The organism is Tenacibaculum ascidiaceicola, assembly GCF_047470925.1.
Lineage (GTDB): Bacteria > Bacteroidota > Bacteroidia > Flavobacteriales > Flavobacteriaceae > Polaribacter > Polaribacter discolor.
In genome coordinates this window covers 292,249-313,969 of sequence record NZ_JAZKJP010000013.1, presented here as the reverse complement: position 1 = coordinate 313,969, position 21,721 = coordinate 292,249, and the positions used below count along the sequence as shown (strand labels likewise).

Genomic DNA, 21,721 nt, shown 5'->3' with positions numbered 1-21,721 from the left:
AACAAAAGATACAGCGGAAAGCCCGACACTTTATTATGTTATAGCGCAGCGAAAACAAACAATAAAGTGAAACGCCTACTCCAACAAATCACATTATTTGAAATACATTATATATATATTGTATGAAATACGCTTTTACAATATCTTTGCGTTTCAAAATTTCCACTTGTAAGGAAATTATTTATAACAACTATATTATATAATGATAAAGATTACATTACCCGACGGGAGCGTCAAAGAATTTGAAATGAACAGCACTCCAATGGATGTTGCTAGAAGTATTAGTGAAGGTTTAGCTAGAAATGTTATTTCTGCAAGTTTTAACGGAACTACTGTTGAAACCTCTACTCCTTTAACCACAGATGGCTCGTTGGTTTTATATACATTTAATGATACTGCTGGTAAAAAAGCTTTTTGGCATTCATCTGCTCACGTATTAGCACAAGCTATTCAAGATTTTTATCCTAATGCAAAGTTAACTATTGGTCCTGCTATTGAAAATGGGTTTTACTATGATGTTGATTTTGGTGAGGATACTATTTCTGAGAAAGATTTTGACAAAATAGAGAAGAAGTTTTTGGAGCGTGCTCGTGAAAAAGCTGAATTTAAGATGCGCTCTATTTCTAAAGCTGATGCGTTAGCTTACTATAAAGCTCAAGACAATCAATATAAGGTAGAACTTATTGAAGGTTTAGAGGATGGTGATATAACTTTTTGTGATCATAGTGACTTTACTGATTTATGTCGTGGAGGACATATCCCAAATACTGGGATTATCAAAGCTGTGAAGATTATGAATGTTGCTGGTGCTTATTGGCGTGGTGATGAAAAAAACAATCAACTTACTCGTGTGTATGGCATCTCTTTTCCTAAACAAAAAGAATTAAAACAATATTTAGAACTACTTGAAGAAGCTAAAAAGCGTGACCACAGAAAACTTGGTAAAGAATTAGAGCTTTTTACTTTTTCTCAAAAAGTAGGTCAAGGTTTACCTTTGTGGTTACCAAAAGGTGCTGCTTTGCGTGGTCGTTTAGAAGACTTCTTAAAAGCTGCTCAAAAGAAAGCTGGTTATGAAATGGTAATGACTCCTCATATTGGTCAGAAAGAATTATATGTTACTTCTGGTCACTATGCGAAGTATGGTGAAGATAGTTTTCAGCCGATTACTACTCCGAAAGCTGACGAAGAGTTTTTATTAAAACCTATGAATTGCCCACATCACTGTGAGGTATATAACCACAAACCTTATTCATATAAAGACTTACCAAAACGTTTTGCTGAATTTGGTACCGTATATAGATATGAACAAAGTGGTGAATTACATGGTTTAACTCGTGTTCGTGGTTTTACTCAGGATGATGCTCATATTTTCTGTACTCCAGAGCAATTAGACGAAGAGTTTAAAAATGTAATTGATTTAGTACTATATGTATTTGGGTCTTTAGGTTTTGAAGATTTTACTGCTCAGGTATCTATTAGAGACATGGAGAACCTTGATAAATATATTGGTTCGGTTGAAAATTGGGAAAAAGCAGAACAAGCAATTATCAATGCAGCTAAAGATAAAGGTTTAGATTATGTAGTTGAAGAAGGTGAAGCAGCTTTTTATGGACCGAAGTTAGACTTTATGGTAAAAGATGCTTTAGGTAGAAGTTGGCAATTAGGAACTATTCAGGTTGATTATAACTTACCTGAACGTTTTGATTTACATTATAAAGGTGCCGACAACCAACTGCATCGTCCGGTAATGATTCACCGTGCACCATTTGGTTCTATGGAGCGTTTCATTGCAGTTCTACTGGAGCATACAGGAGGTAATTTCCCTCTTTGGCTAACCCCTGAGCAAGTTATTGTACTGCCAATCAGTGAGAAATATCAAAAATATACCGAAAAAGTTTTAACTTTGTTAGAAAATTCCGAAATTCGCGCCCTCGTTGATAACCGTAACGAGAAGACAGGAAGAAAGATACGTGATGCCGAAGTTAGCAAAATACCTTTTATGGTTATTGTTGGTGAACAAGAAGAAAAAGATGGCACAGTATCTGTAAGAAAACATGGTGAAGGTGATTTAGGAACATTTACTATAGAAGAGTTCATTTCTCTAATACAGAAAGAAGTTAGTAAAACATTAGTTCCTTTTGGAAGTTAAAAAAATAAGATAGTAATTTAAAATTTATAAGTCATAGCAATTAGAAGAAAAGGCGGTAGAAGACCCGCGAGAGTAATTAAAGAAGATCAACATAGAATTAATGAAAAAATTAGACATGTTGATGAAGTTCGTCTTGTAGGCGATAACGTGGAAGTTGGTGTATATCCATTAGCTAAAGCTAAAGAGATTGCACGAGAGTTAGAATTAGATTTAGTTGAAATTTCACCTAAAGCTGTTCCTCCTGTTTGTAAAGTTATTGATTACAAAAAGTTCTTATATGAGCAAAAGAAACGTGAAAAAGCTTTAAAAGCTAAAGCTACTAAGGTTACCGTTAAGGAAATCCGTTTTGGACCTCAAACTGACGAACATGATTACGAATTTAAAAAGAAGCATGCTATTAAGTTCTTACAAGATGGGGCTAAATTAAAAGCTTTTGTATTCTTCAAAGGGCGTTCTATTGTATTTAAAGAACAAGGACAAATTTTACTATTAAAATTAGCTCAAGAATTAGAAGAATATGGTAAGGTAGAACAAATGCCGAAACTAGAAGGAAAACGTATGATTATGTTTATTGCTCCTAAAAAGGTTAAATAAACAAATACAACGATAATATAAGCAAGATAAAACTAAGAACAAAGATGCCTAAAATTAAAACAAAGTCTAGTGCCAAGAAACGTTTCAAGTTAACTGGTTCTGGGAAAATCAAAAGAAAGCACGCGTTTAAAAGCCACATTTTAACAAAGAAGTCTAAAAAACGTAAGCTTGCATTAACTCATTCGACTTTAGTACACAAGTCAGATGAAGCAAACATTAAGCAACAATTAGTTTTAAAATAATTGTTAGCACAGGGAATTTAATTATTAACCATGGAGTTAGGCTCATTTAAGAACTTTTAAATAAGTCGCCTACTACAAAAACACATTTGAATTATGCCAAGATCAGTAAATTCAGTAGCTTCAAGAAATAGAAGAAAAAAAATCTTGAAGCAAGCAAAAGGTTACTTTGGACGTCGTAAAAACGTTTACACAGTAGCAAAGAATGCGGTTGAAAAAGGAATGTTATATGCATACCGTGACCGTAAAAACAATAAGAGAAACTTCCGTTCATTATGGATTCAACGTATTAACGCTGGAGCTCGTCAGTACGGAATGTCTTACTCACAGTTTATGGGGAAAGTAAAAGCTAATAATATTGAGTTAAACCGTAAGGTTTTAGCTGATTTAGCTATGAACAACCCAGAAGCTTTTAAGGCCATTGTAGAAAAAGTAAAATAAGTTTCATAACCTTGCTTATACTAAAAACCCAAACCTTAACGTTTGGGTTTTTTTAAACCATCCACATTCATCAATTGAACTAAAATATCAATCCTATGAAATTTTTTAAAATAGTATTCGTCTTTATCTTTACTCAAAGTATCATCGCTCAAAATAGCACTCCTGATCAACCTAACACAGTTGAAAATCAATTTGAAGAGCTTTATAAAAAATCAAACAACTATCAAATTTACAAGGTTGTAAAAAAGAATGAATATTTAAGACTACAGAATAGTATTTTAGATAGTATAAAAGTTATTAAAACAGATGCTGCTGCTAAACAGGTAAAAATAGATGAACAGCAAAAAAACATTTCTGAGTTACAAACTAAAATAGATACATTGAATAAAGATTTGGCTACTTCTATTGATAAAGAAGATGCTATTTCTTTTATTGGTATTCCTTTAAACAAGCCTACCTATAACTCTATAGTATGGGGGATTATTTTTGTTTTACTTGCTGGATTAGCTTTCTTTATCTACAGATTTAAAAACAGCAATGTGGTTACTAAGGAAACCAAAAGTTTACTAGCTGATACTGAAGAGGAGTTTGAACAGTACAAAAGAAAGTCTATTGAAAAAGAGCAAAAACTACGTAGACAGTTACAAGACGAGATTAACAAACAACGTGGTGTAAGTTAAGCTGCCTACACCTACAATTTTTATAACTCATAAAAAAGCGACCTCAATAAGGTTGCTTTTTTCTTTATTATGCTCTACTCTTTTTAATGTGTAGAAAAAATTACTTTAGTGTTTTGCAACATTAAAAAAAAACATACGTCTTTAGTCCAAAAATAAAATGGTACTAAACTTCAAAACAGTCATATTTACTTTAATTATTAGCAGTATAATTATTAGTTGCAAAACAAAAAAACACCAACAAACAGATGATGTAGCTATATTGATTTCAAAAGAGCTAGATACTTTAATTTCTAATCCTGAAATAAACGGGGTATCTGCAGGAGTTTTTTACAAAGGAAAAACTTATGAATTTCATAAAGGTAATTTAAACAAAGAAGATACCAAGCCCCCTACCAAAAATACAATATATGAAATAGCTTCTTTGACAAAAACTTTTAGTGGTATTCTATTAGCTCAAGCAATAAATGAAGAAAAAGTTTCTTTAGATGATGACATCAGAAACTACTTAAAAGGTAATTTTCCTAATTTAGAATATCAAGGACACCCTATTACCTTTCGTAATTTATTAACTCACAGGAGTGGTTTACCAATTATTTTCCCAAACAAACCTGAAATCTTCTCTCCCTCAAACAAAGAAAAGCTTCCTTTTCTCATTACAGACTTGCAAAAAGGTTTTACAAAAAAAGATTTTTTTGCCGAACTTCATAAGGTAAGAATAGACACAATTCCGGGAACCAAGTTTGGATATTCAAATCCAGGGGCTAACTTATTAGGGTATTGTTTAGAGAATATTTATAAAATGTCTTTTGAAGAGTTATTAAGGAAGAAAATATTAACTCCTTTAAAAATGGATAATACCAAAATAGTATTAACTGAAGAAGAAAAAAAATTCTTGGCACAAGGATACAACGGTAAAAATCAAAAAATGCCTTTTGAACCTGAAATGCCAATGAAAGCTGCAGGAGGTATTCTATCCACTGTAGAAGACATGAATAAATACATGAGGTTCCATTTAAATCAAAACGACGAAGTAATTAAAATCTCTCACAAAAAACTACTTGGACTTTGGGAAGATTTTGATAATGGTTTTTTCTGGCAAATATTAATCAATGAAAACAAACCTGATATAGTTTTTCAAAACGGTGGGGCTTTTGGCACTTCAAGCTGGTTAACTCTAATTCCCAAAAAACAAATAGGTGTTTTTATTGTTACTAATAAAAAAGATGAAAAAACCCATAGTTATTTAAAAAATACTGTAGATAAAATTATAAATAAGTTGGAATAAACTATAAAAAATCCCGAGTTCATTACTCGGGATTATATTTTACGCTAAAAACTGCTGATATCAATTGGACAAACAATTTTATTTTAAAGTAAAAACTATAAGATCTGTTTAATCTCAACATTCGTTTCTACTCAAAACTTCTGAATACAATTCTATTATTTATGATAATCCTGAGATTACTCCGTTATTGTCAATCGTCATATTTTCAGATGCAGGTGTTGCTGGTAACCCAGGCATGCGCATCATTTTTCCTAAAATTGGAATTATAAATTGTGCTCCTGCTGCAATTTCAATTTCTCTAACATTTACTGTGAATCCTTCTGGTCTTCCTATCAACTTATCATTATCGGAAAATGATTTTTGAGTTTTTGCCATACATACAGCAAAATCATTAAATCCTAAACGATCAATTCTTCGTAAGTTTAACTCAGCTTTTTTATCATAGGTTACAGCATCTGCTCCATAAATTTCTTTAGCAATTTTTTCTATTTTCTCTTTTACAGGACTTTTCCAATCATACAAAGGCTTATATTGTGTAGCTTTATTTTCAACTACATCAACTACAGCTTTGGCTAAGTTTTTAGTTCCTTCTCCTCCTTTTGCCCATCCTTCAGAAACGACAGCTTGTACACCTAAATTCTTGCAGGCATCAATAACAAACTTTACTTCTTCATCTGAATCAGATATAAAAGAATTAATTGCTACTACAGGCTCAATATTGAATTTTCTAATATTTTCAATATGCTTTTCTAAATTTTTAAATCCGTTTTGCACACGCTTTAAACTTGGTGTATTATATTCCTCTTTTGGAGAACCTCCATGATGACGCAACGCTCGGATTGTTGCTACTAACACCACACATTTAGGATTTAACCCTGCATATTGTGATTTTATGTTCAAGAATTTTTCGGCTCCTAAATCAGCTCCAAAACCAGCTTCAGTTACTACATAATTTGATAAAGATAATCCCATTTTTGTAGCGATAATTGTATTCGTTCCTTGTGCTATATTTGCAAAAGGTCCACCATGAATAATTGCTGGGTTTTCCTCTAACGTTTGTACCAAGTTTGGTTTTACCGCATCTTTAAGCAAAATAGCCATTGCATCTTGTGCTTTTAAATCACGAGCAAACACTGGTTTTTTATCAAAAGTAAATCCGATAAAAATATTCCCTAATCGCTCTTTCAAGTCATTAAAACTTGTAGCCATACAAAGAATAGCCATTACTTCAGATGCTGGTGTAATATTGAATCCGTCTTCTCGAGGAATTCCATTAGCTGTACCTCCTAAACCAATTGTTATTTGACGTAACGAACGATCGTTCATATCAATTACACGCTTCCATAAAATTGTTCTCGGATCAATATTTAAATTATTAGTCCTGCTTTGTAGGTTATTATCTATTAAAGCTGATAATAAATTGTTCGCTTTCTCAATAGCATTAAAGTCTCCCGTAAAATGTAGGTTGATGTCCTCCATAGGCACAACTTGTGAGTATCCTCCTCCAGCAGCTCCTCCTTTTATTCCAAAAACAGGTCCTAATGACGGTTCTCTTAATACTACTGTAGCCTGCTTCCCTACCTTATTCAATCCTTCAGTTAAACCTATAGAAACAGTGGTTTTCCCCTCTCCTGCAGGTGTTGGAGTTAACGCTGTTACCAACACTAGGTTGTTTTGCTTTATTTTCTTTTCATCTATTAAGTTTAGAGGTAATTTAGCCTTATATTTTCCATACATTTCTAAATCATCTTCTCTTACTTGTAACTTACTAGCTATATGTTTAATATGTTGTAATTCTTTTGCTTGAGCAATCTCGATATCGGTTAAATGCGCCATGGCAAATTATTTAAATTTTTAAGTTATTTGTTGTACTAAAAAAGCAGGTAAATATACGTAATATAATCCCTATGAAAACTGACATTTGTTAGCAAATATTCCTTAATTATTATCTAAAGACATAAATATGGTAAAAGAATTGGCTTTTCTTTTAATGAAACGCTATATTTGCACGTTTTTAAAATAAAGTCGATTTAAATTATTTACAATGCAAAACAAAGGATTAATTAAATTATTTGCTATACTTTTTGGTTTAGTAAGTATTTATCAATTATCGTTTACGTTCTTCGCCAATAAGGTAGAAGATAGTGCGAAACAGTATGCTAAAGCTAATGTTAGTGATAACAATGGTAGAGCTTTGGCTAGATATGAAAGAAAATACTTAGATAGCGTAGCTAACAAAGAGGTAGTAAACTTAGGATTTGCAAAGTACTCTTACAACGATATTAAGAATAAGGAAATGAACCTTGGTCTTGATTTAAAAGGGGGTATTAATGCAATTTTACAAGTATCGGTAAAAGATATCTTAATCGGATTATCTAACGATTCTCAAAACACAACTTTTAAGCAAGCGTTAGCAAATGCTGATGAAGCTCAAAAGAATAGTCAAGAGAATTACTTAGATTTATTCTACAACGAGTTCGAAAAATTAAGCAACGGTAGCGTTAAGTTAAGCGATCCAAGCATTTTTGGAACTAAAGCTTTACGTGATAAAATAGACTTCAACAAAACCAACGAGCAGGTTAAATCGACTTTACAAGAAGAAATCAACACTTCTATCAACACTGCTTTTGAAGTATTACGTAGCCGTATTGATAAATTTGGGGTTGTTCAACCAAATATCCAACGTATTGGAACTTCTGGTAGAATTCAAGTTGAATTACCAGGAGCTAAAGACATTGACCGTGTAGAGAAGTTGTTACAGAGTACTGCTGAATTACAGTTCTGGGAAGTTCACACAAATGCAGACGTTCAAAACTTTTTCTTTGCCGCAAATGCAAAGGTTGCTGAAATGTTAAAAGATGATTCAGCTACTGAACAAGTTAAAGATACTGCTAAGGCAGACAATGATATTGATGATTTATTAGGTGAATCAGCTGATTCAACAAAAGTTGAAACTCAAAAGAATTTATTTTCTTACTTATATCCTAATGTAGCTCAAAGCCAACAACAAATAAGTTCTTTAGTCGCACAAGCTAGAGTTCAGGATACTGCGAAAGTGAATAGCTTCTTACACAACAAGGAGGTAAGAGCTTTGTTACCTAACAATTTAAAATACACTAAGTTTTTATGGGACTATAAGTCTCAAGCTGGTGCTGATGGAACTAAGCTTATTGGTTTATATGCTATTAAATCTAACAGAAAAGATCAAGCTCCTATTGAAGGAGATGTGATTGCTGATGCAAAACAAGAATACGACCAAGTTAGTAAGCCAATAGTTTCTATGATGATGAACGCAGTAGGAACTAAGAAATGGTCTAAGCTAACAGGAGAAAACATTGGTAAATTTGTTGCCATTGTGTTAGATGACTATGTTTATACTGCACCAGTTATTAATCAACAATTAGGTAGTAGCTCTTCTATTTCTGGTGGTTCTATGACCGTTAACGAAGCACAAGATATTGCAACCATTTTAAAAGCTGGTAAGCTACCTGCTCCAGCTCGTATTATCCAAGCACAGGTTGTTGGTCCATCATTAGGTAAAGAATCTATTGATGCTAGTATGTGGTCATTTGGATTAGCTATTATTTTAGTACTAGTTTGGATGTTCTTATACTACGGAAGAGCTGGTATTTATGCCAACATTGCTTTAGTAGTTAACATCTTATTCATTTTTGGAATTTTAGCCTCGTTTAACTCTGTATTGACATTACCTGGTATCGCAGGTATTATCTTAACCATAGGTATGTCGGTAGATGCGAACGTAATTATTTTTGAAAGAATTAAAGAAGCATTATATGGAGGAAAAAACTTAGGTGAATCTGTAGATGAAGGTTTTAGTATTAAAGGTGCATTATCTGCAATTATTGATGCCAATATTACTACTTTATTAACAGGTATTATTTTATATACTTTCGGTACAGGACCAATTAAAGGTTTTGCTTTAACTTTAATGATTGGTATTGCTACTTCTTTATTTACAGCTGTATTTATTACTCGTTTATTTATTGACGGTGCTGTTGAAAGAGGTACTAAATTATCTTTCAATACTGGTTTCTCTAAAAATTGGTTTAGAAATATTAGTATTGAATTCTTACAAAAGCGTAAGGTTGCTTACATTATTTCAGGATTCTTTATCATAGTTGGTTTAGTTTCTATTTTTACTGTAGGTTTAAAACAAGGAGTAGACTTTAAAGGAGGTCGTTCTTATGTAGTTCGTTTTGATGAAGCTATGAAAGGAAACGAAGTAGCTGAACAATTAAAAGATGTATTTGGTACAGCTCCAGAAGTAAAAACTTATGGTTCTGATCATCAATTAAAAATTACTACTGCCTTCAAAATTGATGAAGAAGGTACTGATGTTGATGAAACTGTACAAAATGCTCTATACAATGGTTTAAAACCATATTTAGGTGATACTTCATATGAAAACTTTAAACCTGGTTTTGAAAAAGCAGGAAATGGAATTATGAGCTATATGAAAGTAGAACCAACTATTGCAGATGATATTAAGCAATCAGCTTTGTGGGCAGTTTTAGGTTCATTAATTGTAGTTTTCTTATATATCTTATTACGTTTTAGAAAAATGGCTTATTCTATCGGTGCGGTAGTAGCTGTTTTCCACGATGTTTTAGTTGTATTAGGTGTATTCTCTTTACTATACAAATTCATGCCATTTGATATGGAGATTGGTCAATCGTTTATCGCTGCTATATTAACAGTAGTAGGATACTCATTGAACGATACCGTGGTAATTTTTGATAGAATTAGAGAGTTTACAGAAGGTAAAAACTCAGTTACTGCTAGCTTAGTAAACAAAGCATTAAACAGTACATTAGGAAGAACTATCAACACATCTTTAACAACATTATTAGTAATGTTAGCTATCTTCTTCTTTGGAGGAGACAGTATTAAAGGGTTTATGTTTGCATTAATCGTAGGTGTGGTAGTAGGTACTTACTCTTCTTTATTTGTTGCAACGCCAATTATGTTTGACGTTTCTAAAAAAGAAGAAAACAAGTAACTCATATAAAAGCATACATAAAACCGTTTTGAATAAACTTCAAAACGGTTTTTTCATTTAATATCAAGCAACTATCTTTGCAGTCTGATGAAAATTACAAAACTCCACGATTTATACTTTAAAGAATTTATTTCAGCTGATGAAATTTCTAAAATTGTTAGCTCTTTAGCTCAACAAGTAAAAAAAGATTTACCTTCTAACGAAGTTCCTATTTTCATAGGAATTTTGAATGGGTGCTTTGTTTTTACTGCAGATTTTTTACGTGAATATAAAGGAAACTGTGAAATTAGTTTTGTTAAGTTGTCTTCATACCAAGGCACAGCTTCAACAGAAAATGTAAAGAGTTTAATAGGTCTTAATGAAGATTTATCTGGTCGTACCGTTGTAATTTTAGAAGATATTATTGATACTGGCACAACCTTACAAGAGATTTACGAAATCTTTAAAACTAAAAATTTAAAAGAATTAAAAATAGTAACACTTTTTTACAAGCCTGATGTTTACCGTAAAGAGTTACACATAGATTATATCGGAAAAGGTATTGACGATAAATTTATTGTAGGCTACGGATTAGATTACAAAGGGTATGGTAGAAACTTGCCTGCTATTTATCAATTAACAACACAACCCAAAATGAAAAACGTCGTATTATTCGGCCCTCCTGGAGCAGGAAAAGGTACTCAAGCAGAAGTTTTAAAAGAAAAATACAATTTAGTACACATTTCAACAGGAGATGTATTCCGATTTAATATTAAAAATGAAACTGAATTAGGTGTATTAGCGAAAAAATATATTGATGCTGGTGATTTAGTTCCCGATGAAGTTACGGTTAACATGCTAAAAGAAGAGGTAAACAAAAATACAGATGCTGCTGGTTTTATTTTTGATGGTTTCCCTCGTACAGAATCGCAAGCAGAAGCTTTAGATGCTTTTTTAGCTGAAAAAGGTGAACGTATTAACGGAATGGTTGCTTTAGAGGTTCCTGAAGATTTATTAGTTAAGCGTATTTTAGAAAGAGGAAAAACCAGTGGTCGTTCTGACGATATGGATGAAAGTAAAATCCGCAATCGTTTTAACGAGTACAACACTAAAACAGCTGTTTTAAAAGATTATTACCAAGCACAAGGTAATTACTACGGCGTAAACGGAGTTGGTTCTATTGAAGAGATCACACAACGTTTATCAGACGTATTTGATACATTATAACAAGAACTTGTTTAATCATTAAAGCAATAATAATTATCGCTTTTTTAAAGATTCAACAAATAAACAACAAACAATGACTGAAGGAAATTTTGTCGACTATATTAAAATCTACGCATCATCTGGTAAAGGTGGTCGTGGATCTGCACACTTACATCGCGAAAAATATATTGCGAAAGGTGGACCTGATGGTGGTGACGGTGGTCGAGGTGGTCACATAATATTACGTGGCGATAAAAATATGTGGACACTTTTCCATTTAAAATTTAAACGTCATTTTAGAGCTGAACACGGTGGTGATGGAAGTAGCAGTAGAAGTACTGGACATGATGGTGCAGATGTTATAATTCCTGTTCCATTGGGAACTATTATCCGTGATGCTGATACTGACGAAATTTTATATGAAGTTATTGAAGACGGAGAAGAAATCATCTTATTAGAAGGTGGTAAAGGTGGTCGTGGTAATTGGCATTTTAAATCATCTACTAACCAAACTCCTCGTTATGCTCAACCAGGTATTGACGGACAGGAAGGTTGGTACCGTATTGAGTTAAAAGTTTTAGCTGATGTTGGTTTAGTTGGTTTCCCAAATGCTGGAAAATCTACTTTATTATCAGTAATTACAGCTGCAAAACCTAAAATTGCTGATTACGCTTTTACTACCTTAAAACCTAACTTAGGTATTGTTGAGTATCGTAATCATCAGAGTTTTGTAATGGCTGATATTCCTGGAATTATTGAAGGAGCCGCTGAAGGAAAAGGTTTGGGGCATCACTTTTTACGTCATATAGAACGTAACTCTACCCTACTCTTTTTAATTCCTGCAGATAGCGAGGATATAAAAAAGGAATATGAAATCTTGCTAAATGAACTTCGTAAACACAATCCTGAATTATTGGATAAAGATCGTTTGTTAGCTATCTCAAAATCGGATATGTTAGATGATGAACTTAAAGAAGAAATCAAACAAGATTTACCAGAAGGTATTGAAGCCTTATTTATCTCCTCTGTAGCTCAACAGGGCTTAATGGAGTTAAAAGATAAACTCTGGCAAATGTTGAATTAGTTTTCGTTTAAAATAACACTATAAAAAAACACCTCATAGAGGTGTTTTTTTGTTCTTCTACTCCATCTTCCAAATCCTTATAAACATTTCTTGAAAGGCAGTTTTTGCATTCTCTTTAGTACTTTTCTCTACATACTCTTTCATTAATGCTACTCTATCAACTGCCCTTGGATGTGTGAAAATTTCTGGACCTAACAAGTTTTGTAAAACCTCAAAGTTTGTTTTTAAATCATTTCCTAACTCTACCTCTTGTGTAATAATTAAATGAACCGCTATAATATCTGCAAGATATTCTGCTTTTTTATACGCGTTTGTTTTGGTTCCATTAGGTATTTCTGTTCCCAAATTAAATTGCTCTGCTTGTTTTAGCGTTACAATATGTCCTAACTCATGTGCCAATACAAAAACTTTTATATAATCTTTATCATAATCTACTAATCCTTGGCTTACTTCAATATAGCTCATTGCTGCTCCTGCATTCACAGAAGTATCGTGTTTATCTATTCTAAACTCATCTGGAATATCAACATCAGCAAACTCTTTAAACAGCGGTTTTACTGTTTTTAAATATAGTTCCTTTAATTTTTCTTCTTTTGTTAAGTTTTCTACTACTTCTTCATTTTTAGTTTCACTTGTATTACAGCTTACTACTAAAAAAGCTGTGATAAGTATTATTATTTTTTTCATAAATTTTAGAATAAAAAAACACCCTCAGAAATAAATTCTAAGAGTGCTTTACTGGGGAATAAACATTAATTAATAATATGTGTATGTAATATTGAATGTGTATTCACCAAATATCATATAAGAAGCTGATATTGGGTAATCATCAGTATTATATTCGAAAACTACATCTGTACCATAAGAAAAAGTACCATTAACAGGGTTGTTTACGTTAACTCCGTCTAACCTTGCTCCTACGTTAATTTTAGCGTACGCTTCTGGATAGATTCCTTTGAAAGGATTATTCTTCTCATCGTATGTATTTTCATACTTTTCATTTCCAATAGTTAAACTAGCAACATTTCCTTTTACATCATAGGTATAGCTTGTATTGGTTGTTGTATCATCTTTTTTTGTTACTCTAACAGTTTTTTCTAACTGATTGTTTGCATTATAAGTATACGTATATGTATACGTTTCTATTCCTTCTTCTTTCTTAATAGCGCTTATAATTAAACCTTCGTTATTATATGTGTAAATAATACTTTCTCTATCAGCTTTCTTTTCGGTAACTTGATTTTTATCATTGTACACTAATGTATAAGTAGTTTTATTACCAGCTTCAGTATAATCATATGATTTAACAAAGTTTGAAGCTTCATCATAAGAATACTCTATTAAAAGATCACCTAATACAGATGCTTCTCCATAAGATTTTAGTTGTGAACCACTACCAACTTCACCACGAATATTAATAGTAACATTGTATACTTTTACATCACCGTTTTCAGCAGTAACAGTAAAAGGCATAGCTTCACCGTCTACAAAGTTTACCTCTTCTCCTGGTGCTGGAGAAATTGTAGCTTTATCTGAAATAGTAATATTAGGTATTAAACCTGTAAGATTAGTTTTAAAAGGAACACTGATTGTAATATTGTTTCCTAAATCGTAAACAACATCATCTTCAGTTAATCCTTCAAAGTCTATATTAAAACTTGTAATACTGTTTAATGATGATTGTACTACTTTGTCGCTATCATCACTAGAGCAACTTACTACTACAAGTGCTATAATTAAAGACAAAAAAGGGAAAACTTTTTTCATAATGTAAAAATTTAAAAATTAATAATTTACTATCGACTTCTTTTGTTCCGTTCGATAATCACGGACTATACTTTAAAAGTTTGGGTTGTTTATTTTAGCATCGTTAGGAAACTGAACTACGTATCTACTGTCGTTTTGTTGTAATGTGTAATTTTTTCCTTCATACCACTTTACAATTTGTGGTTGTGTAGTTCTCTTTAAATCATTCCAACGTTGACCTTCAATAGCAAATTCACGTGCACGCTCATCTAATATTTCTTCATACAACTCTTGTTTGTTTAAAGAGTTGATATATGTAGTATACGTTGTCATTTTAGACTGAGTATATCTGTTTTTTGCAAACGTTAACAATTCTGTTTTTGCTAAACTTAATTCGTTTTGTTGCGTATACGCTTCTGCTAAAATCAAATACAGTTCTGCCACCCTAAAGGTAGATCTGTACTTAATATCAGCTGTTTTAGCAGCTCTATAAACTGTTCCGTCTTTCCTAAAATAAATATTGAATCTTAAATCATTTGTTCTATCATATTTACTTAAAAAATCATCGGACATAGAAGCATCGGTAGTGATATTATCAGAAGATACCATGTCTAACGCCAAAACAGATTCTACTGAATTAAATTCTGAAGGCATTATAGAGCTATCTGAGTTTAAATCTTGAACGGTATTTTTTATAGCTAATGCTTCTTTAGCTGCATCAATAGCTTGTTGCCATTCATTTTTAGATAAAAACACCTTGGCTTTTAAGCTTTTTAAAGCTATTGTTGAGAATCTATAATTTAATCCTGTTTCTTGTTCTGCAACATTTAAACGTGTTTCAGCATTTGTAATATCTTGTAAGATTTGCTTATAAACTTCTTCAACCGATTGAATATCATATTTCTGATCTAAATTATACTCAGTTACTACTGGCACTCCTCCATCACTATTAGCAGTTGCACCGTTATAAGCTTTACTATATAAATTAACCAACTGAAAATATTGCAAGGCTCTTAAAGCATAAGCTTCACCTACCAACTGACTAATTTGAGTGGCGTCTCCTATTATTTCAGTTTGATTTTCTATGACGTGATTTGCATGAAAGATTATTTTGTAAAAACTAGCATACGAAAAAGCTGTTGTTAATGGCGACGCACTTTCATCATTCCATATAAAAAGGTCTTCGTACAGTTCAGACGCAAAAGATGCTTTGGTTAATTGAAGCTCATCACTTCTATATGTTGTTAATACATGGTTGTTTTTTTCTATACCATAAGCGGTTGTTAAAAAGCTTCGGTAATCTTCTACCGATTTAGGAATTATTTGCCCTATTGGTTCTACATCTAAGTAATCATCACACGAAACCATGCTCACTACTGCTATGAATAATATGTATATGTGTTTTCTCATTTCTATATTTTTTAAAAAGAAAGGTTGAATCCGAAAGAAATAATTTTTGGTATTGGCTGTGAATATGGGCTACCAAAAGTTTCAGGGTCGAAATATCCATCGTAATCTGTTCCGAAAACAAATAGATTTCTTCCTTCTAGGTTAAAGCTTAATCTTGAAACATTCATACTTTCTAAGTACTTACTTGGCACATTGTATCCAAACTTTATGCTATTAACTCTTATGTATGAAATTTTATCTACCCAAATATCTAAATCTCTAAACGTATTACCTGAATCATAAGTATGATACCAACTGTAAACTAAATCTGTTTCAAAACCTGGTGTTGCACTTCCTATCAACGCTGGGTAATTCCCTGTACCTGCTTGTAATACTTCTTTGTTAAAGTTGTAGTTAGGACTTACTTGTGTTGGGTGATACGAAGGTGTTCTTTTTACTGTTTGATTTAAGTTAAAGTTTGTAGCTATACTTAAACTGAAATCTTTATAGTGAAATTTATTGATGAAACCTCCACTAAACTCAGGGGCTCCATTACCTACATAGGTATATAAATTTCTATGCTCTTCTCTTGTTAACTGATTTCCATCAACTCCTTCTGATAAGTTATAAAAATCTACCGCTGTTACTTTCTTACCATCTTTCCAAAATAATGGCAACCCATTACTATCTAAACCTGCTGTTTTTATAGCAAAAACTGCGTTAACTCCATATCCTAATAAAGAAGGTTTAAAATCATTATCTCTGGTTTGAATTCTTTCTACAGTATTTTTATTATGAGAAATATTAAAGCTTGTTGTCCATGTAAAATCATCTTTTACAATATTTCTCGTATTTATAGCTAATTCAACTCCTCTATTACTTAACGTTGCCCAGTTTGTATTGATAAAGTTAAAACCAGACTCTAACGGTATGGCTTGTAAACCAATTAGATCAGTACTTTTGCGATAGTAGTAATCTGCCGACACATATACTCTATTATTAAACATCCCTAAATCAAATCCAACGTTTGATGAAACCGTTTTTTCCCAGCGTAAGTCTTTGTTTGGAGCTGAAATAACATTAATTCCTTCTTCTGTTGTTCCTGGTAAAATGGTTACCTCGTCATAAAGACCTACAACGTAAGGAGAGGTAGATTTATCTATATTTCCTTGTACACCGTACGAACCTCTTATTTTAAGTTCATTAATTGCATCCAAATTAAAAAAGTCTTCTTTTGCTACGTTCCAAGACCCTGCTACAGACCATAATGGTAAGTATCTAAATTTTGGATTTACACCAAATAAATTAGAACCATCATATCGTAAACTTCCGAAGATTGTGTACTTTCTATCATAAGTATACGAAGCTGTTCCGAAGAAAGATGCGTATGCGTTTTCGTTAACTGTCTTTCTATACGGTTCAAATAACTTATTCTTCAATGCTCTTTCATCAGTTATTTGTAGAGTACTTAATGTATTAGGATTAAAACCAAATCCTTTTGTATGAATCTCTGTACGCTTATCTTCTCTAAATTCAGTTCCTAACATTACATCAATCTCATGGATATTATTGATTGAAGTATTGTAATTTAACGTACTCTTCCAGTTGTATTGAAAAGCGTCGCTGTTCCAGTTTTGAATTATACCTCCTTCTGGTAAGAAAAAAGCATTTTGTCCTTTATCGTCTTGATATCTAGATCTAAACCTGTATTTTCTTGTATAATAACTCTCTTTATCTGAAAATTTCTCTGTTTTATCAAAATCAAACTGCATCCCAAACTGCGTGTATAGTTTTAAGTTGCTATTGAACTTATATGTAAGATCTATGATAGGTTTTATAGAATATGATGTTAGCTCTTGATTTGTGTTTTGTCTTTCTTCTAGAGGGTTATATTTAAAACTTACACTTAAATCATACCTTTCAATTAAATCAGGATCATAATTAAAACTTCCATCTGCATTATATGGCGTAAAGTAAGGATTTACTCTTCTTGAATAATAAGCTGGGTTTGTGTAAGCGTCTGCTCCAGTAATATAAGATCTACTTCTATTTCTACTGGCAAAAACCGATACTCCTACATTTAACTTATCATTTACATCATAATCATTTTTAAACGTAAGGTTGTATCTATTTAAACCAGTACCTTTTGTTGTTCCTTCTTCATCAAAATATCCTAAAGAGAAGTAATATCTTGATTTTTCACTACCTCCTGAAAGAGTTAAGCCGTATTGTTGATTAATAGCAGCTTGGTACAACTTATTACCCCAATTAACATCTTGATTTCTTAAGTTATTAATTGCATTTTGAGCTAATGGATTTATGCTAGAAAATCCGTTGTTTTGAAAATTATCGTATTCTCCATAAGCATCTAAAATACGAGCTACTTCTCCTCTGTTACTTTGGTAAGTTAAATCTGGTCTGCTCGCTAAACCTAATTCAAAATCTACTTTCTCAGAAGCATTCATTAAATTTAACTTATCAAAATCAGGTCGTAAGGTTAAGAAAGTACTTGCATTAAAGTTAACTCTCATTGTTCCTTCTTTACCTTTTTTAGTCGTAATTACAATTACTCCATTAGCAGCTCTTGCTCCATAAATAGAAGTTGCTGAGGCATCTTTTAATACCGTAATTTCTTCAATATCTTCTGGATTAATTCCTGCAATAGGAAAAGATTTTAAATTATCAATATTATCTTTATCTCTAAAGTCTTTTGGAATATCGTTTCCTTGTAAAGGAATTCCATCTAGAACCCATAAAGGATCTGAAGAACCATTTAAAGTTGAAGTACCTCTAATTTGAATTTTTGCTGGCGCTCCTGGTGCTCCACTAGTTGGTTGAACAAGTACTCCTGAAATTTCTCCCGAAAGCATTTGATCTATATTAGCAGTTCCTGCTCGTTTAACATCATCTGTTTTTATTTTGGCAAACGACGATGTAATTTTTCTCTTTTCTATTTTTTGATACCCCATTACAACAATCTCTCCTAAAAGCTCTTCTTTTTCTTTTAGTGTTATTATCATGTTGGTACTTCTATTTTCTACATTAATTTTTTCAGTTTCAAAACCTATGTATGAAATTATGATATACTTTGTCTCTTTAGGCGCTTTGAATGAAAAGTTTCCGTCAAAATCGGTAGTTGTACCAATCATAGAAGCTTGAATGATACCATCTATATTGGTTTTATTCCCAATTACTTTAGTTGAAGCATAAATACTAACTCCTGGCAAGGTTTCGTTTCTAGCTTCATCGATAACTGTTCCACTTATTGTCTTTGTGTTCTGCGCAAAAACTGAAAATGGTATAAGAAGCAGTAGGTAAATTATTTTTTTATTCATCATCTTAATTATTCAAATTATACTCTATTCTGGCTATTAAATCATTGTAGTGATTTTGAGTAGACTTATCCCCTTTCTTTCTTTTCTTTTTCAATAATTTTAAGATTCTTTCTAATTCTGCTCTTTTATTTGAACCAGCATCTGACACTCTAGGTATGTAAGTAAAGTGTACATTTTTAAATTCCTTCTGTTGGCTTGTTAATGTTGTTTGTTTTGTTTTCTTTAATAATATGTTTCTATCTACAGTTAATACGTCTACATAATTTTTTTGAGTCATACGATCAAACATGTCTAAAACTTTATTATTAATTGTTTTCTTAAAAACAGCTTTAAAAAGTTCATCGAATAAGTATTCTTCTGTAAAAGCTTTTTTATCATCAGACATTAACACTTTGTTTTCTGTAATTCGCATTAATCTATCTGTTTCAACAAGACGGAAAATCATGTTTGTCTGATAGGCTCGATGCATAGAGACCGGAGAGTAAAACCGTTCTCCATCTGGTGCATCTCTTACTGGATATACTTTATGAATTAAATCAGGAGTAAACAGCCATTTTTGCGGTAAAATTGCTTTACTTATTATATACTCTAATGATTTTTTTTGAACTTCTACAGGGACTGGTACAAAGGTATTTTTATTATCACCATAAATAGTATTATTAATATAAATCCCTCCAATATTTGCCATAACATGATTATTGTATAGCACCCATTGATCTATAACTGCTTTATATAACTTTGACGCTCTATAATAATCTTTACCTTCCTCTTTTGTCCATCTTAAAATGTTTGGTACAATTCTTTGTAAATTTTTCAGCCCGTACTCACTTGCTTTTACTGCATCATCACCTAAATCTTCGCTTTGAGACCTTGGGTCTATAACTTTTCTTTGCTGGGGACCATAAAAATATAATGGATCATTTTCATGTTTTCTTATCCACTGGTTTAAAATTGGTAACTCTTCATGAGGTGTTTTCTCATCTAGCCAACGGTATCCCCAGTTAATAGCATACTTATCGTACACTCCTATTTTCGGGCTAATTTCGGTTACATTATCACCCGGTTGTGCAACGTAATTGTATCGTGCATAATCCATTATAGATGGTGCCGTTCCTCCCATTTTTTCAGTAAAACTGGCTGATCTCAACGAATCTACCGGATAACTAAATGATGCTCCCATATTATGCTTTAATCCAAAGGTATGACCTACTTCATGAGAGGATACAAACCTTATAGACTCTCCCATTATTTGATCTGAAAAAACATTAGCCCTTGCTTCTGGGTTTATAGGTCCTGTTTGTACGCGAATCCATTGGTGTAGCCCTTTCATTAAATTATGCCACCAAATGATATCTGACTCTAAAATTTCTCCACTTCTAGGATCTACTATTGATGGCCCCATAGCGTTTTGTCTTTCTGAAGCTACGTAGGTAATTACCGAATAACGAACATCATCAATATCAAAATTTTCATCTTCTTTGGTAACTTGTTTTACAACTACTGCGTTTTTAAACCCTGCCTGTTCAAAAGCTTTATTCCAATCATAAACTCCATTTTCAATATATGGTATCCATCTTTTTGGTGTTGCAGGATCTATATAATACACTATTTGTTTTTTGGGAATTACTAATTCACCTTTTTTATATCTTTCGATATCTTCTTTTTTGGGTTCAAGCCTCCAACGTGTAATTAATTCTCTATGTTCTACTTCATGCTGACTATCAGAATAATAATCCATTGGCTTACTAAAGTACCCTATTCTTTTATCTCCAAAACGAGGCTTCATTATATTAGTTGGTAACAAAACGATATTAGTCGTAACTCCAATAGATAAAGGTAGTGCTGCACTTTTCCCTTCAGATACAGAAGTTGTTAAAAGAGATTTTACTACTATGTTTTTAGAAAAAGTTTTTACTTTCTCAACCTTAGATAATTTTGTTTTAATACTACCACCTAAACCAATATTTGACAATAAATCATTAAAACTTTTATCTTTTCCATTAAAAACTCTGTTTACTTTGATTAATGCTGATGTTTTCTTTTCATTTTCTGACTCAATTTTAAACTCCTCTATAATAGATTCCCCAAAATTATCATGTACCGAAAGTGTAATTGCATTATTTTTTGGTGAAGTTACTCTTGGGTTAATTGTTTTTACCCAAACCTTATTTAATACTGTGTCTTTATAAAATCTAATTAATTTAGTTTCATAAGCCATCCCTTTATTTAATCCGTGTCCGTTTAGTGCATAAGGAACTTTAGAAACTTTATTGACAATTAAAAAGTCTTTTGAGAATAATGAATCTGGTATATCAAAATAGATATCTTCTTTTAATCTATAAATATTAAACAATCCTTCTTTTTTACTTCCTTCTTTTTTTAATTTCGAATAAGATACACCACCACTATCTTTTATAGAATCTTTCTTTTCTTCTTTTTTTTGTGCAAAAACAGAAGTCGTAAAAATTACAAAAAGTAAACTAAGCGTTTTTAAATTAACATGCTTCATTTGAGAATAACCCTTCTTAAATTATTTTGATTAACAAGAAACCAAATGTAGAACTGAAGATGCGT

At 32.0% G+C, this 21,721-nt stretch carries 15 protein-coding genes; 9 read left to right on the top strand and 6 right to left on the bottom strand.

Going from position 1 to position 21,721, the window contains the following annotated elements:
• The first annotated feature begins 202 nt into the window (after positions 1 to 202).
• The 6 genes from thrS (at position 203) to VBY68_RS16015 (ending at position 5,388) form a co-directional block, all read left to right on the top strand.
• Positions 203 to 2,149, top strand: coding sequence for a threonine--tRNA ligase (thrS, locus tag VBY68_RS16040; RefSeq protein ID WP_099215429.1), 1,947 nt, complete (start codon positions 203 to 205; stop codon positions 2,147 to 2,149).
• A 75-nt stretch (positions 2,150 to 2,224) separates the two neighbouring features.
• On the top strand, positions 2,225 to 2,743 hold the full coding sequence (infC, locus tag VBY68_RS16035) for a translation initiation factor IF-3 (RefSeq protein WP_099215430.1): 519 nt from the start codon (positions 2,225 to 2,227) through the stop codon (positions 2,741 to 2,743).
• Positions 2,744 to 2,787: 44 nt separating this feature from the next.
• A complete protein-coding gene (gene rpmI / locus VBY68_RS16030; protein WP_099215431.1) occupies positions 2,788 to 2,985 on the top strand; it encodes a 50S ribosomal protein L35 in 198 nt (65 codons plus the stop codon).
• A 93-nt stretch (positions 2,986 to 3,078) separates the two neighbouring features.
• Positions 3,079 to 3,423, top strand: a complete 345-nt coding sequence (gene rplT, locus VBY68_RS16025; RefSeq protein ID WP_099215432.1) for a 50S ribosomal protein L20 — start codon at positions 3,079 to 3,081, stop codon at positions 3,421 to 3,423.
• 95 nt (positions 3,424 to 3,518) lie between these two features.
• Positions 3,519 to 4,103: a tRNA (guanine-N1)-methyltransferase gene (locus tag VBY68_RS16020; protein ID WP_121147593.1), complete on the top strand. Its 585-nt coding sequence runs from the start codon at positions 3,519 to 3,521 to the stop codon at positions 4,101 to 4,103.
• 157 nt (positions 4,104 to 4,260) lie between these two features.
• Positions 4,261 to 5,388, top strand: coding sequence for a serine hydrolase domain-containing protein (locus tag VBY68_RS16015; RefSeq protein ID WP_415270297.1), 1,128 nt, complete (start codon positions 4,261 to 4,263; stop codon positions 5,386 to 5,388).
• Between the two features lie 159 nt (positions 5,389 to 5,547).
• Here VBY68_RS16015 and VBY68_RS16010 read toward each other — a convergent pair whose 3' ends face one another.
• Entirely contained in the window at positions 5,548 to 7,224 is a 1,677-nt protein-coding gene (locus tag VBY68_RS16010) for a formate--tetrahydrofolate ligase (protein WP_415270296.1), read from the bottom strand.
• A 208-nt stretch (positions 7,225 to 7,432) separates the two neighbouring features.
• Here VBY68_RS16010 and secDF point away from each other — a divergent pair, with 208 nt between their 5' ends.
• From secDF to obgE, 3 genes are all read left to right on the top strand, one after another.
• Positions 7,433 to 10,408 (top strand): protein translocase subunit SecDF, encoded by a 2,976-nt coding sequence (secDF, locus tag VBY68_RS16005; protein WP_415270295.1) that lies wholly within the window; start codon positions 7,433 to 7,435, stop codon positions 10,406 to 10,408.
• An 87-nt stretch (positions 10,409 to 10,495) separates the two neighbouring features.
• Positions 10,496 to 11,614, top strand: coding sequence for an adenylate kinase (locus tag VBY68_RS16000; RefSeq protein WP_415270294.1), 1,119 nt, complete (start codon positions 10,496 to 10,498; stop codon positions 11,612 to 11,614).
• Positions 11,615 to 11,687: 73 nt separating this feature from the next.
• Positions 11,688 to 12,677 carry a GTPase ObgE gene (obgE, locus tag VBY68_RS15995; RefSeq protein WP_099215438.1) on the top strand — a complete coding sequence of 330 codons (990 nt, stop codon included), beginning with the start codon at positions 11,688 to 11,690 and terminating at the stop codon, positions 12,675 to 12,677.
• 57 nt (positions 12,678 to 12,734) lie between these two features.
• On the opposite strand, the gene VBY68_RS15990 is transcribed toward obgE, so the two are convergent.
• The 5 genes from VBY68_RS15990 to VBY68_RS15970 form a co-directional block, all read right to left on the bottom strand.
• On the bottom strand, positions 12,735 to 13,364 hold the full coding sequence (locus VBY68_RS15990) for a M48 family metalloprotease (protein ID WP_415270293.1): 630 nt from the start codon (positions 13,362 to 13,364) through the stop codon (positions 12,735 to 12,737).
• Between the two features lie 69 nt (positions 13,365 to 13,433).
• Positions 13,434 to 14,444, bottom strand: a complete 1,011-nt coding sequence (locus tag VBY68_RS15985) for a hypothetical protein (RefSeq protein ID WP_415270292.1) — start codon at positions 14,442 to 14,444, stop codon at positions 13,434 to 13,436.
• Between the two features lie 72 nt (positions 14,445 to 14,516).
• Positions 14,517 to 15,833 carry a RagB/SusD family nutrient uptake outer membrane protein gene (locus VBY68_RS15980; protein WP_415270291.1) on the bottom strand — a complete coding sequence of 439 codons (1,317 nt, stop codon included), beginning with the start codon at positions 15,831 to 15,833 and terminating at the stop codon, positions 14,517 to 14,519.
• Positions 15,834 to 15,844: 11 nt separating this feature from the next.
• Complete coding sequence (locus tag VBY68_RS15975; protein ID WP_415270290.1) at positions 15,845 to 19,147, bottom strand: SusC/RagA family TonB-linked outer membrane protein; 3,303 nt, start codon at positions 19,145 to 19,147, stop codon at positions 15,845 to 15,847.
• A 4-nt stretch (positions 19,148 to 19,151) separates the two neighbouring features.
• Positions 19,152 to 21,656, bottom strand: a complete 2,505-nt coding sequence (locus tag VBY68_RS15970) for a zinc-dependent metalloprotease (protein WP_415270289.1) — start codon at positions 21,654 to 21,656, stop codon at positions 19,152 to 19,154.
• Between the last annotated feature and the right edge of the window lie 65 nt (positions 21,657 to 21,721).

Excerpts from the sequence above, each read along its gene's own strand:
- VBY68_RS16000 (WP_415270294.1), top strand. The coding sequence starts at position 10,496 with ATGAAAATTACAAAACTCCACGATTTATACTTTAAAGAATTTATTTCA.
- VBY68_RS15980 (WP_415270291.1), bottom strand. The coding sequence starts at position 15,833 with ATGAGAAAACACATATACATATTATTCATAGCAGTAGTGAGCATGGTT.
- VBY68_RS16010 (WP_415270296.1), bottom strand. The coding sequence starts at position 7,224 with ATGGCGCATTTAACCGATATCGAGATTGCTCAAGCAAAAGAATTACAA.
- VBY68_RS16015 (WP_415270297.1), top strand. The coding sequence starts at position 4,261 with ATGGTACTAAACTTCAAAACAGTCATATTTACTTTAATTATTAGCAGT.
- VBY68_RS16020 (WP_121147593.1), top strand. The coding sequence starts at position 3,519 with ATGAAATTTTTTAAAATAGTATTCGTCTTTATCTTTACTCAAAGTATC.
- rpmI (WP_099215431.1), top strand. The coding sequence starts at position 2,788 with ATGCCTAAAATTAAAACAAAGTCTAGTGCCAAGAAACGTTTCAAGTTA.
- secDF (WP_415270295.1), top strand. The coding sequence starts at position 7,433 with ATGCAAAACAAAGGATTAATTAAATTATTTGCTATACTTTTTGGTTTA.
- VBY68_RS15970 (WP_415270289.1), bottom strand. The coding sequence starts at position 21,656 with ATGAAGCATGTTAATTTAAAAACGCTTAGTTTACTTTTTGTAATTTTT.
- rplT (WP_099215432.1), top strand. The coding sequence starts at position 3,079 with ATGCCAAGATCAGTAAATTCAGTAGCTTCAAGAAATAGAAGAAAAAAA.
- VBY68_RS15990 (WP_415270293.1), bottom strand. The coding sequence starts at position 13,364 with ATGAAAAAAATAATAATACTTATCACAGCTTTTTTAGTAGTAAGCTGT.
- VBY68_RS15975 (WP_415270290.1), bottom strand. The coding sequence starts at position 19,147 with ATGAATAAAAAAATAATTTACCTACTGCTTCTTATACCATTTTCAGTT.
- VBY68_RS15985 (WP_415270292.1), bottom strand. The coding sequence starts at position 14,444 with ATGAAAAAAGTTTTCCCTTTTTTGTCTTTAATTATAGCACTTGTAGTA.
- obgE (WP_099215438.1), top strand. The coding sequence starts at position 11,688 with ATGACTGAAGGAAATTTTGTCGACTATATTAAAATCTACGCATCATCT.
- thrS (WP_099215429.1), top strand. The coding sequence starts at position 203 with ATGATAAAGATTACATTACCCGACGGGAGCGTCAAAGAATTTGAAATG.